At 70.3% G+C, this 12,830-nt stretch carries 11 protein-coding genes and 1 pseudogene; 9 read left to right on the top strand and 3 right to left on the bottom strand.

The genetic code is table 11. The annotated features are described in order from the left end of the window. Positions 1-125 precede the first annotated feature (125 nt). The gene (locus QMO76_RS13505) at positions 126-950 is read left to right on the top strand and encodes a ParA family protein (protein WP_306361621.1); all 825 of its coding nucleotides are present in this window, start codon (positions 126-128) and stop codon (positions 948-950) included. Here QMO76_RS13505 and QMO76_RS13500 read toward each other — a convergent pair. Next, a complete protein-coding gene (locus QMO76_RS13500) occupies positions 932-2,137 on the bottom strand; it encodes an MFS transporter (protein ID WP_306361620.1) in 1,206 nt (401 codons plus the stop codon). The two genes, QMO76_RS13505 and QMO76_RS13500, sit on opposite strands and share 19 nt — an antisense overlap. Before the next feature lie 93 nt (positions 2,138-2,230). Between QMO76_RS13500 and QMO76_RS13495 the strand changes: the two genes are divergently transcribed. Next, positions 2,231-3,634 carry a PLP-dependent aminotransferase family protein gene (locus tag QMO76_RS13495; RefSeq protein WP_306361619.1) on the top strand — a complete coding sequence of 468 codons (1,404 nt, stop codon included), beginning with the start codon at positions 2,231-2,233 and terminating at the stop codon, positions 3,632-3,634. A gap of 15 nt (positions 3,635-3,649) precedes the next feature. Here the strand turns inward: QMO76_RS13495 and QMO76_RS13490 are convergent, their stop codons facing one another. Together QMO76_RS13490 and QMO76_RS13485 are read right to left on the bottom strand one after the other, a co-directional pair. After that, positions 3,650-4,351 carry a hypothetical protein gene (locus QMO76_RS13490; protein WP_306361618.1) on the bottom strand — a complete coding sequence of 234 codons (702 nt, stop codon included), beginning with the start codon at positions 4,349-4,351 and terminating at the stop codon, positions 3,650-3,652. A gap of 25 nt (positions 4,352-4,376) precedes the next feature. Further along, positions 4,377-5,369 carry a YeiH family protein gene (locus QMO76_RS13485; RefSeq protein WP_306361617.1) on the bottom strand — a complete coding sequence of 331 codons (993 nt, stop codon included), beginning with the start codon at positions 5,367-5,369 and terminating at the stop codon, positions 4,377-4,379. Between the two features lie 260 nt (positions 5,370-5,629). Here QMO76_RS13485 and QMO76_RS13480 point away from each other — a divergent pair, with 260 nt between their 5' ends. The 7 genes and pseudogenes from QMO76_RS13480 to fdxA all read left to right on the top strand — a co-directional run bounded on the left by QMO76_RS13480 (position 5,630) and on the right by fdxA (position 12,789). Further along, positions 5,630-6,448, top strand: coding sequence for a GntR family transcriptional regulator (locus QMO76_RS13480; RefSeq protein ID WP_306361616.1), 819 nt, complete (start codon positions 5,630-5,632; stop codon positions 6,446-6,448). A gap of 1 nt (position 6,449) precedes the next feature. Continuing rightward, positions 6,450-9,121, top strand: a pseudogene (locus QMO76_RS13475) (fumarate reductase/succinate dehydrogenase flavoprotein subunit). Next, positions 9,121-9,348, top strand: coding sequence for a ferredoxin family protein (locus tag QMO76_RS13470; RefSeq protein WP_306361615.1), 228 nt, complete (start codon positions 9,121-9,123; stop codon positions 9,346-9,348). Before QMO76_RS13475 ends, QMO76_RS13470 begins: the two are co-directional and overlap by 1 nt. 18 nt (positions 9,349-9,366) lie before the next feature. Next, on the top strand, positions 9,367-10,791 hold the full coding sequence (locus QMO76_RS13465; RefSeq protein ID WP_306361614.1) for an ABC transporter substrate-binding protein: 1,425 nt from the start codon (positions 9,367-9,369) through the stop codon (positions 10,789-10,791). Positions 10,792-10,802: 11 nt separating this feature from the next. Beyond that, positions 10,803-11,666 (top strand): ABC transporter permease, encoded by an 864-nt coding sequence (locus QMO76_RS13460; RefSeq protein WP_306361613.1) that lies wholly within the window; start codon positions 10,803-10,805, stop codon positions 11,664-11,666. Further along, positions 11,663-12,457 carry an ABC transporter ATP-binding protein gene (locus tag QMO76_RS13455; protein ID WP_306361612.1) on the top strand — a complete coding sequence of 265 codons (795 nt, stop codon included), beginning with the start codon at positions 11,663-11,665 and terminating at the stop codon, positions 12,455-12,457. The genes QMO76_RS13460 and QMO76_RS13455 overlap by 4 nt, the downstream gene beginning before the upstream one ends. After that, positions 12,454-12,789 carry a ferredoxin gene (fdxA, locus tag QMO76_RS13450; RefSeq protein WP_306361611.1) on the top strand — a complete coding sequence of 112 codons (336 nt, stop codon included), beginning with the start codon at positions 12,454-12,456 and terminating at the stop codon, positions 12,787-12,789. The genes QMO76_RS13455 and fdxA overlap by 4 nt, the downstream gene beginning before the upstream one ends. Positions 12,790-12,830 lie beyond the last annotated feature (41 nt).

Here is a 12,830-nt window from a genome sequence, read left to right as displayed (position 1 = left end):
GTGTCGGCCTTCGGGCATATCACCCGCTAGCCTGGCGACATGCCAGCAAACACCCGGTATCTCAGTGATCCGCCTTGCAGTCGATGCAAATCCGGCGCGACCTCGGGTGAGGGTGGGTGCGGATCATGACTACGGTCAATGCATTCGAGCCATCGGTGAAGAACGGGCTACCGCGCACCGACGCCCATGTCATCGCCCTGTGCAACCAGAAGGGCGGCGTCGGCAAGACCACCTCCACCATCAATCTCGGTGCCGCGCTCGCCGAAACCGGTCGACGCGTCCTACTGGTGGACCTCGATCCGCAGGGGGCGCTGTCCGCGGGGCTGGGGGTGCCGCCGCACGACCTGAACGTGACGATCTACGACCTGCTCGGCAAGTCGGGACCGCCGGTCGACGAGGTGGTGATGCCGACCCGGGTCGACAATATGCACCTGCTGCCCAGCAATATCGACCTGTCCGCGGCGGAGATCCAACTGGTCAACGAGGTCGGCCGGGAGCAGTCGCTGGGGCGGGTGCTGGACCCGGTCCGGGACCGCTACGACTACATCCTCGTCGACTGCCAGCCCTCCCTGAGCCTGCTCACCGTCAACGCACTGGCCTGCGCCGACGGGGTGATCATTCCGATGGAGTGCGAGTTCTTCTCGCTGCGCGGCCTGGCCCTGCTGACCGACACCATGGAGAAGGTGCGTGAGCGACTGAATCCGAAGCTCACCCTCTCGGGCATCGTTGTCACCATGTTCGACGGTCGGCTGCTGCACTCGCGGCAGGTCATGGCGCGGGTGGGCGAGGTCTTCGGTGACCGCGTCTACGACACGGTCATCGCCCGCACGGTCCGGTTCCCCGACGCCACCATCGCCGGGGAACCCATCACCTCCTGGGCTCCCCGCTCGTCGGGGGCCGAGCAGTATCGGGCACTGGCCCGCGAGGTGATTCAGCGCACGAGTGGGTGACCCGCCCGGCGGACCCGGCGCGGGCGCACCACCAGCAGTGCGCCCAGCGCCAGCGCCGTGCCGAGCCACAGCACGCTGCCCACCCCGAGCCCGTTCACGGCCAGGCCGCCGATCAGCGCGCCGAGTGCGATGGACAGATTGAACGCCGAGACGTACATCGACGACGCGGCCTCCGGGTCCCGGGGCGCGGTGTCGAGAATCCAGGTCTGGAAGGTGACGGGCACCGCGCCGTAGCCCAGGCCCCAGACGACGAGGGCGACGGCCGCCGTCACGGCCGTGTGGTCGACGACCAGCAGGGTCACCATGCCCACCGCCAGCAGGACCGACAGGCCGACGACGGTGTGCCGCAGCCGTGTCGCGATGAGCGCTCCGGCGATGAAATTGCCGCAGATGCCCGCGATGCCGAAGACCAGCAGCAGCGCACCGATCACGCCGCCGTCCACGCCGTGGGACAGCAGGACCGGGCGCACGAAGGTGTAGGCCAGGAAGTGTCCGGTGACGACCAGGAAGGTCAGCGCGATTCCGGCCCGGACACCGGCGTTCGTGGTGAACACCCGCGGCAGATCAGCGAAGACCAGGGTGCGCTGGGCGGGCACCTTCGGCATGAGCAGCACCAGGCAGACCAGGGAGATCAGACCGAGTACGCCGACGGCGGCGAAGGCGATCCGCCATCCGCTCAGGTCGCCGAGCAGGGTGCCGATGGGGACACCCAGGACCGATGCGGTCTCGACACCGCCGAAGATGACCGCCGTGGCCCGCGTGACATGGTGCGGCGGAACCAGGCGCAGTGCGATGCCGCCGGCCAACGCCCAGAAACTGCCGACGCTGACGCCGATGAGCACCCGTGCGAGCAGGATCAGGGCGAAATCGGTGGCGAAGGCGGACGCCAGATTCGCCGCACCGACCAGGCCGACCAGGACGGCGAGTACGACGCGCCGGTCTACGCGGCCGGTGGCGAGGGTGACCAGCGGTGCCGAGACGGCGGCGACCAGGCCGGGGACGGTGACCATCAGGCCCGCGACGCCCGCCGAGACGCGCAGGTCGGCGGCGACCGGCGTGAGCAGGCCGACCGGGAGCAATTCGGAGGTCATGAGGGCGAAGATGCCCAGGGTGACGGCCGAGACGGCCAGCCACCCCCGCACCGCCGACGGAGCGTCGGCGGTGGTGGAGCTCTCGACGAGAGACATGGCGGCACAGTTCCTTTCGGGTGGAGCGGGGCGGGTGCACGGCCGTGGCATTCACGGTAGGAGCGGTAATGACCCGGAGTAGGGTGCAATCCTGTGCCGGATTCATGGGTCAATCGCGAACCGGGTGCGGGCACCGATCTGCATCTCGAGCTCAGTGGTCGGGGCAGTCGCCGCGCCCAGTTGATGGAGGCGCTGCGAGAGGCGGTGCGCTCGGGTCGCCTGGCACCGGGCACCCGGCTGCCGCCCTATCGCGCACTCGCCGTCGACCTCGAGTTCGCCCGCAATACCGTGGCGGACGCGTACGCCGAACTGGTGGCGGAGGGTTGGCTCACGGCGCGGGTGGGTTCCGGCACCCGGGTGGCCGAACGCGCCGTGCCCCGCGAACCCGAGCGCCCGCACCGGATGCCGCGGCCGCGTCGCCGCTTCACCCACGACCTGCGGCCGAGCTCTCCCGACGCGGCGGCGTTCCCGCGCACGGCCTGGCTCGCCGCCGCCCGGCGCGCGCTGGCGGCCGCGCCGAACGACGCCTTCGGCGTGGGCGATCCGCACGGTCGCCCCGAATTGCGGGAGGCACTGGTCGAATACCTCGCGCGGGCACGCGGGGTGCGGGCCGACGCGCAGCGGGTGATCGTCTGTTCCGGTTTCGCGGAGGGGCTGCGGCTGCTCGGCACGATCCTGCCCGGACCGGTGGCCGTGGAGTCCTACGGCCTGGCCTTTCACCGGGAGATCCTGCACGAGGCCGGGGTGCGCACGCTTCCGTTGCCCGTCGACGCCCACGGTGCCCGGATCGGCGAACTCCCCGCCACCGGGGCCGCGGCGGCACTGCTCACGCCCGCGCACCAGTTCCCGACCGGTGGCCCGCTGCACCCGGAACGTCGTGCGGCCGTGGTCGATTGGGCTCGCTCCCGAGGGGCGTTACTGCTCGAGGACGACTACGACGGCGAGTTCCGCTACGACCGGGAACCGGTCGGCGCGGTCCAGGGACTCGACCCCGACCGGGTGGTGTACTTCGGCTCCACCAGCAAGAGCCTCTCCCCCGCGCTGCGCCTGGGCTGGCTGGTCGTGCCCGCCCGACTGGTCGACGCCGTACTCGCCGCCAAGGGGCCGCGCGAACTGTCCACCGGCGTCATCGATCAGCTCACCCTCGCCGACTTCCTGACATCCGGCCGCTACGACAGCCACCTGCGCCGGATGCGCGCCGTCTACCGCCGCCGCCGAGACCTGTTGACCCGCACCCTCGCCGAGCGCGCCCCGCACATTCGCGTCGGCGGTATCGCGGCGGGCATGCACGCCGTCCTCGAACTGCCGGACGGCACGGAGGAGTCCACCCTGCGCGCGGCCCGCCGCCTCGGCGTGGCGCTCGACGGCTTCCGGTCCTACCGCCACCCGGACAGCGCCATGCCACCGCGCGACGGCCTCGTCATCGGCTACGGCAGCCCGCCCGAGCACGCCTACGCCGCCGCACTCGACGCGCTGTGCCGGGCACTGCCCGCGTGAGCCGCCCGGCGTGGCCTATTCCGGGGTCGCTCCGGCGCACCGCGACCGGTAGTGGGTCAGATCGAGGACCTCGGCGTATCGGCCGCAGCGCGGTTCACTCGCGGCCAGGCGGACCGCCGCGGCCAGCAGGTCCATCCCGTGCGCGGCCAGCAGCTCCAATCCGGCCGAATCCTCGGATCTCAGATCGATCAGATCCCGGAAGAAGCGACCGACGACGCCGACCGCCCCGGTGCCGGGCAGCGGCACACCGGTGCGTATCTCGTCGGGACGCAATCCCGTCCGCTCCAGGATGGGCGCGAGGGGCACCTGCGCCACAATGCGGTCCCAGCAGTCGTCCACACAGACCGTGTAGGGCCGTCCGGTATCGAGCAGGTACATCTCGCCCGGCTGCGGTCCGCACACCCGTTCCCCCTGCTCGAGCCAGCCGGGCGCGCCGCCGCACTGGATGACGGCGAACAGCATCGGCTCATCGGAGAGCGCCACCAGACGGCGAGTGCGACGGGCCAGTTGGGCGCTGGCCCGGACCCGGGACAAGGTGAGATCCCCGAGCTGGGCGGCGTCCACCCGCCCGTGGAAATCCCCCAGCTGCACCGGCGAGACGGACATGGGCACATAAGCGGCGCTCACCGCCCCCTCCCACGCCTCGAACGCCTGTGCCGCGGATACCCCCGCCGAGGTCCTCACATCGATCACGCCGCGACCGGTCGAGTCAACCACGCTCCCATTGTGGCAGCCCCGGCGCTCATAACCAGCCGGTTGCCCACTGCAATAGCAGACAACTGACCGACAGCACCACGGCGAGGACGCCGCCGAACAGCAGCGGCCTGCCACCACCAGCGCGAATTCGACTACGGCTCAGGGAAGTTCCGATCGCGGCCAGCGCCGCCGCGATGAGCCAGCCGCTGACCGAATCGATGGACGCCGACCACCCGCGCGGAATCAGGCCGGTGCCGGCGAGCACCGAAGCGGCGACGAACAGCACGACGAACACCGGCACCGCCCGCCAGGGCGCGGCGGTCCGCTCCGCCCGCCGAACCGTCAAGTGCACGCCGAGACAGAGCGGCACGATGAACAGGCTGCGCACCATCTTCACGGTGATCGCGAACTGCGCGGCGGCCGGACCGAACATCACCCCCGCCGCCACCACCGAGGACGTGTCGTTGATGGCGGTGCCCGCCCACAGCCCGAAGGACTGCTCCGACAGCCCCATCGCGGCGCCCAGCGGCGGAAAGACCAGCACCGCGGCGATATTGAAGACGAAGATGGTGCCCAGCGCGTAGGCCAGCCGTTCCCGCTCGGGGCGCAGCACCGCGGCCACGGCGGCGATGGCGGAGGCACCGCAGATGGCGGTGCCCGCGGCCACCAGGATGGCTGAGTCCCGCTCCAGCGCGAGCATTCGGCCGACCAGCGCGGCGGCGACGGCGCACACCAGCAGCGTGCCGATCAGCACCGCCGAGGTCCGGTGGCCGACGGTGAGCAGGGCCGGCAGCGGCATGCCGAGGCCGAGCAGGATGATGGCGAGGGCCAGCAGGCGCTGCCGTGCGATATGCAGGCCGGGGGCGAAGATCCCCGACTCCGCCACGGACCGGCGGTGCAGCGCCGCGAGCAGCGCTCCCGCGCCGAGCGCGAGGATCGGTGCGCCGACGGCGGGCAGCGCGCGACCGAGCAGGGTGGCGATGGTGGCAACGGTGAGCGCGAGCACGAGGCCGGGCAGGGATTTGCGAATGGTGGGCACGCGATCACCCTGGCGTGCCCCGAAATATCGCGGTAGCCACCGAAATTCGACGAGCTCATAAGCCGGACTCATGAGCTGCCGGTGGTGCACCCGCGGAATCCGGCGGATGCGGTCCGATGCCGCCCTGTCAACTGGTAATACTCACCCATCTGCCATTGTTTGCGCAGTTGAGCGCGTTTTCCTCGGAACCGGAACTGGCGTAACGAGCCGGTAATTACTCGAAACGTCGCATGTAACCAGCCGTTTCCACCATGTGCTGCATGACAGGCAAGACGTATTCCGGGCAGCTGGATCGCGGCGGTGCGGTGAATTCCGCCTCCGGCCGCCGTTCGGCTCCCGCACGCCGCATTCGAGATGTCCTGCGGGCCCGTATTCGCAGCGGCGTGTACGGAAATCGCCCGCTGCCGTCGGAAACTCAACTGGCGGCGGATTTCGCCACCAGCCGCAATATCGTCCGGGACGCCCTGGCCCTGCTGCGCGACGAGGGCATGGTCGACCGGGTGCCGGGCGCGGGGACCTTCGTGGTGGCCGACAAGGCCGTCCAGGGGCTGGACCGCCTGCGCGGGCTGGCGGAGACCTTCGAGACCGGCAGCGGCCGGGTGCTCAATACGGTGTTGCTGGCCGAGGTGGTGCCCGCGACCCCGATGGTGGCCGAACGCCTCGAACTGGAGCCGGAGACGCCGGTGGTCGCGCTGGAGCGGCTGCGCTGCCTCGACGGAGCGCCGCTGTCACTGGACGCCAGCTACCTCACCGCCGATGTCGGGGCCCCGCTGCTGGGGCTGGATCTCACCGGCTGCGATGTCTTCCGGCTGCTGGAGGCCGAACTCGGGCTGCCACTGGGCTCGGCCGCCATCTCCATCGAAGCCGTCGCGGCCGATCCGACCGTGGCCGGACTGCTGGCGGTGCGGCCCGGCTCGCCGCTGTTGCTGATGGAACGGCTCACCTACACCGAAACCGGCCGCCCCATCGACCTCGAGTACGTCCGCTACCGCGGCGACCGATTTTCGCTGTCGGGCCGTTTGCATCGCGCACCCGTCACGCCGAATCGCGGTGTGACCGAACCGCTGGAAAGGATCTGAGATGGCCGCGAATATCCCGCCGGTGACGCACCGGCAGGAATTGACCTGCGACGTACTGGTGATCGGCGGCGGCACGGCGGGCACCATGGCCGCACTCACCGCCGCCCGCCGCGGCGCGAAGGTGCTGCTGCTGGAGAAGGCGCACGTCCGCCACTCCGGCGCGCTCGCCATGGGCATGGACGGCGTCAACAACGCCGTGGTGCCGGGCAAGGCCAGTCCGGAGGACTACGTCGCCGACATCACCATCGCCAATGACGGCATCGTCAACCAGCGCACCGTGTATCAGACCGCCACCCGCGGCTTCGAGATGGTGCAGCGCCTGGAGGGCTACGGCGTCAAGTTCGAGAAGGACGAGCACGGCGAGTACGCGGTGCGCAAGGTGCACCGCTCCGGCAGCTACGTGCTGCCCATGCCGGAGGGGCGCGACGTCAAGAAGGTGCTGTATCGCACGCTGCGCGCCCGCGATGTGCGCGCCAAGGTCACCATCAGCAACCGGGTGATGCCGGTGCGGGTGCTCACCGTGGGTGGACGCGCGGTCGGCGCGGTCGGGTTCGACACCAGGACGGGGGAATTCGTCACCGTGTCGGCGGGTGCGGTGATACTGGCGGCCGGGGCGTGCGGGCGACTGGGACTGCCCGCGAGCGGCTACCTGTACGGCACCTACGAGAACCCCACCAATGCGGGCGACGGCTACGCCATGGCCTATCACGCGGGCGCGGAACTCTCCGGCATCGAGTGCTTCCAGATCAATCCGCTCATCAAGGACTACAACGGCCCCGCCTGCGCGTACGTCGCCAATCCCTTCGGCGGCTACCAGGTCAATGCCGAGGGCAACCGCTTCGTGGACTGCGACTACTGGTCCGGACAGATGATGGCCGAGGTCAAACGCGAACTCGACAGCGCGCGCGGGCCGATCTACCTGAAGCTCAGTCATCTGCCCGATGCCACCATTCGCCAGATCGAGGGCATTCTGCACACCACCGAACGACCCACCCGCGGCACCTTCCACGCGGGCCGCGGCACCGACTACCGCACCCGCGACATCGAGATGCACATCTCCGAAATCGGTTTGTGCAGTGGACATTCCGCTTCGGGAGTCTGGGTGGACGAGTATGCGGCCACCACGGTGCCCGGCCTCTACGCCGCCGGGGACATGGCGCTGGTGCCGCACAACTACATGATCGGGGCCTTCGTCTACGGTGATATCGCCGGTGAGAGCGCCAGCGACCACGCCGCCGGCGCCGCGCATCCGGAGCTGCCGGAGGATCAGATCGAGGCGGCGCACGCGCTCATCTACCGCCCGCTGAGCAATCCGGACGGGCCACCGCAACAGCAGGTCGAGTACAAGCTGCGCCGTTTCGTCAACGACTATCTGCAACCGCCCAAATCACAGCGCTACCTGACCCTCGGACTCGAGGCGTTCGAGCGCATGCGCGCCGATATCGACCGGATGGGTGCGCGCACCCCGCACGAGCTCATGCGCTGCGCGGAGGTGACCTTCATCCGGGACTGCGCCGAGATGGCGGCGCGGGCATCGCTGCGCCGGACCGAGAGCCGCTGGGGTCTCTACCACCAGCGCGCGGACACCCCGGAACGCGATGACACCGAATGGTTCTGCCACCTGAACCTCTACCGGGACGACACCGGCGCCATGGACTTCCGCACCCGACCGGTGGCCCCCTACATCGTGCCGGTGCCCGGCTTCGTCCGCCCCGACGGTGTCGCCGACGTGGCGGCCCCGGCGCTGGCCGGTGCCTGGAGCGGCCGATGAGCGCGCGACTGCTGGCGCTCATGGAGCTGGCCGAGGAATGCCCGGATCTGTCCGAGCTGCGCCCCTACCTGGATGACACCGACGCCGAGGTGCGGCGGACCGCGCTGTCGGTGCTGAGCGAAACCACCGAGGAGTGGGCCGAATCCGCACCGCTCATCGCACGCGGCCTCACCGATTCGGACGGCTCCGTGCGGCGCACCGCCATCGGGCTGCTCACCGAACTCGTCGAAGTACTGGTTCCCGGAACGGAATTCGACGCGGCACTGCGGGATGCCGTCGCGGCCGCCGAAGCGGAGGTGCGCGCCGCCGCCATCGAGGCGCTGTGGCGGCATCGACGCAGCGACGCCCGGGAGCTGTTCGGCTGGTTCTCCGATGTCGACCCGGGCGTGCGGCTGGCCGTGATCGGCGGGCTCACCTCGCTGGACGCCCTGGAGCAGCTGCATGCCGCCGCCACCGACGCCGATGCGCTGGTGCGCATCGGCGTCGCGAAAGGAATCGCGGCGGTTTGTGATCCGCGCGGTTCGGCCACTCTGGTCACCCTGGCCGCCGATACCGATCCGCTGGTGCGGGCCGCCGCGCTGACCGCTCTGGCCCGCACCGGCTGCGGCGATGAGGCGGCGGCGCTCGCGGTCGCCGCGCTCGCCGACCCGGCCTGGCAGGTGCGCCAGGGCGCGGCCGTCGCGCTGGCGGTGGCCGACCCCGATATCGCCGCGCCCGCGCTGGTGGCCGCGGTGACCGATCCCAACCTCGATGTGCGCAAGGCGGCCGTGCGCGGTCTCGCCGAACGCATCGCCGCCCACCCGGAGGTCGTCGCCGCCCTCCGCACCGCCCTGGAGGACCCGGACGCCGATGTCCGCGCCTTCGCCCGCATCGGCATCGCCAACTCCGGAAAGGAAATCTGATGGCCCAGTCATCCACCCGCCTCGACGTACCCGTCTCGATCGACGAGGCGAAATGCATCGACGGCTGCACGCTCTGCGTCGACATGTGTCCCCTCGATTCGCTCGCCATCCACCCCGACACCGGCAAGGCGTACATGCACGTCGACGAATGCTGGTACTGCGGTCCGTGCGCGGCCCGCTGCCCGGTGGACGCGGTGACCGTCGATATTCCCTACCTGCTGCGCTGAGTCACCCGGAGCACAACGATGAGGCCATCACGCACCCGTTTCACCGCCCTGCTGCTCGGGGCGGTCGGATTGGCGACCACGCTCGCCGCCTGCGGATCCGACGCGGATCCCGACACCGTCGCCGTGAACATCGGCTATCAGTCCAAGACCATCAACACCGTCACCGCCGGTACGCTGCTGCGCGAATTGGGGCTGCTGGAAAGCAAACTCGCCGAACTCGGGGCGAGCAACGGCAAGACCTACGAGGTCAGCTGGCACGACTTCGCCTCCGGTCCACCGCTGACGGCCGAAATGATCGCGGGCAAGGTGCACATCGGGTCGATGGGCGACTATCCGCTGTCGGTCAACGGCGCGAAGACCGCGCGGCTGCCCGACGTGGCGACCCGATGGGTGAGCACCACCGGCTACAACCTGCGCGGTTCGCTCAATCAGGTGGTGGTGCCGCTGTCGTCGACCGCCGAGGGCATCGAGGATCTGCGCGGGCAGGTGGTGTCCACCAGTCTCGGATCCACCGCGCACGGCAATTTCGTGAGCGCGCTCGCCGCCGCGGGCATGTCCACCGACGACGTGCGGCTGCTCGGACAGGATCCGCCGGTGGGCGTGACCGCGTTGGAGACCGCGCAGGTCGCCGCGCTGGCGCAGTTCGTGCCGTTCCCGCAGCGGGTGATCTTCGCCGGTCAGGGGCGGCTGCTGCACGACGGGGACACCGGGGTGCCCACCTTCCACGGGGTGGTCGCCAATCACCGCTACACCAGCGCGAATCCCGAAGTGCTGACGGCGTTCCTGGAGGCGCAGCGAGAGGCCACCCAATACCTCTACGACAATCCGCTGGAGGCCGCCATCCGGGTCGCCGACGCCACCGGGCTGCCGCCGGAGGTCGTGTACCTCTACAACGGGCCGAACGGCGTGGTCACCTTCGATCCGACCATCAAGCCGGAGCTGATCGCCGCGGTCGAGACCGGGCTGCCGTTCCTGCAGGAGCTCGGTGCGCTCGAGGACCTCGATCTGGCGTCGTTCGTCGACACCAGCGCGCTGGAAACGCTGTACGGCGGTGAATACGAAAGCGCCACCGCCTCGCTCACCAATCCCGCCGCCATCACCGGCACCGACGAGGTGTGCGGGCGGCCGGTCGACGATCCGGCGACCGCATCGGAGGCGTGGCCCGCCGGTGCCGACCGCACCGCCGTGGCCGCCACCCCGACCTGCCTGCTGCGCCTGGTCGCGGCCGGTGGTGAATTCCGGGCCCTGTACGTGCCCGACGCGGGCTCCGGCACCCGCCTCTTCGGGCAGTACGCCAGCTGGGTGCTCGATCCGGCGGCCGCGCCCGATGAGCGACTGCTGCCCTTCGGCGCGGTCGGCGACGCCCGCGCCTACGTCGCGGAGCACCCCGGCACCACGGTGCTCGAATACCAGGCCGCGCTGGCCGCGACCACCTCCGACTGACGGGAGTTGCTATGACCACCACCGATGCCCGGGTACGGGCAGCGACCGACACGTCCGTCGAACCGGCCGCACCCGCGCGCGAGCGGGTCGGCGTCCGACAGCGGCTGCGCCCGGCCCGGCACCTGCTGCCGGTGCTGCCCGTCCTGGGTGCGGTGCTGGCCTGGCACCTGGTGACCGAGATGGACCTGGTCGCTTGGCTGCGTTTCGACAAACTGCCCGGCCCCCTGGATGTGGCCGCCTCGCTGCGGCGGCAGTTGGAGAGCGGGGTCTTCTACGAGCACATGGTGGCCAGCCTGCGCCGCATCCTCAGCGGCTTCGCCATCGCCGCCGTGCTGGGGGTGGCCGTGGGCATGGCCATCGGGCGCTCCCGGGTCGCCGCGGCGCTGCTGCGGCCGCTGCTCGAGGTGGCGCGGCCCATACCGGCGATCGCGTTGGTGCCCATCGCGATTCTGCTGTTCCCGACCAGTGAGCAGGGCATCGTCTTCATCACCTGTTTCGCGGCGTTCTTCCCCGTGACCGTCTCCACCATCCACGCCATGAGAGCGCTGCCGCAGGTGTGGACCGATGCCGCCCGCACCCTCGGCGCGAATCGGTGGCAGGTGTTGGCCCATGTGGTGCTGCCCGGTGCCATGCCCGCCATCTTCTCCGGGCTGTCGGTGGGCATGGGCGTCGCGTGGATCTGTGTCATCAGCGCGGAGATGATCTCCGGACAGTTCGGCGTCGGGTACTGGACGTGGATGTCGTACTCGCTGCTCGACTACGCGGGGGTGGTGACCGGCATGCTGACCATCGGCGCGCTCGGTTACGGCACCGCCTGGGTGATCGAACGGGTGGGGCGACGCGTGAACCACTGGCTGCCCGGGGAGGCGCGATGACCACGGCGGTACGCGAAGGAGCTCCGGTCCGGCTGCGCGATCTGCGCATCGACTACGCCGACGGGCCCGCCGCACAGGTGGACCTGGACATCGCGGCGGGTGAGATCGTCATGCTGCTCGGGCCGTCCGGCTGCGGTAAATCCACGATTCTGCGGGCGCTGGCCGGACTGCTGCCGGTCGCGGCGGGCAGCGCGGAGGTCGACGGCGCGCCGATCGGGGACGGCGGGCGCTGCGCCATGGTGTTCCAGGAGGACGCCCTGCTGCCCTGGCGCAGTGCGCGCCGCAATGTCGAGTTCGCGCTGGCGCTGCGCGGAGTGCCCCGCGGACAGCGACGTGCGCGCGCCCTGGAACTGCTGAATCAGGTTGGGCTGCAAGACTTCACCGATCATCTGCCGGGCCGGTTGTCGGGCGGTATGCGCCAGCGTGTGCAACTGGCCCGGACGCTGGCCGCGCAGCCGAGCGTGCTGCTGATGGACGAGCCGTTCGGGGCGCTGGACGCCCAGACCCGCGCCGAAATGCAGCGTCTGCTGGTCGAGGTGTGGGAACGCCACCATACGACGGTCCTGTTCGTCACCCACGATGTGGACGAGGCACTGCTGCTGGCCGACCGGATCGTCCTGCTCACCCCGCGTCCGGCCACCATCCTGCGGATCGTCGGACTCGACGAACCCCGCGCCCCCGGCGCGCAGTTCCAGCCGGAATTCGCGCGCCGCCGTTACGAAATCCTCGCCGCGCTGGGTGAAACCGGAGAGCCGGGCGCGGACGAACTCGAGACCAGGAGTGCATCATGACCTTCGTCATCGGCGCGGCGTGCGTCGACGTCATGGACCGGGCGTGCGTGGAGGAATGCCCGGTGGACTGCATCTACACCGGCGGGCGGATGGCCTACATCCACCCAACCGAATGCGTGGATTGCGGTGCGTGCGAACCGGTGTGCCCGGTGGAGGCGATCTACCTGGAGGATGAGCTGCCGGAGGAGCAGCGGCCGTTCGCCGCGGCGAACGCCAGGTTCTTCGACGAGCCGCTGCCGGGGCGGGAGTCGGCACTCGGCTCGCCCGGTGGGGCGGCCACACTCGGGGAGCTCGGCGTGGACACGCCCTTCGTGCGGGAGTTCCGACCATGAACGCGGTGAATCGTCCACTGCGCGTGGGGATTGTCGGGGCG

Origin of the sequence: Nocardia sp. CC227C (assembly GCF_030767025.1) — a bacterium.
In the GTDB taxonomy this organism is placed as follows: Bacteria; Actinomycetota; Actinomycetes; order Mycobacteriales; family Mycobacteriaceae; genus Nocardia.
This window is presented reverse-complemented; position numbering and strand designations above follow the sequence as displayed.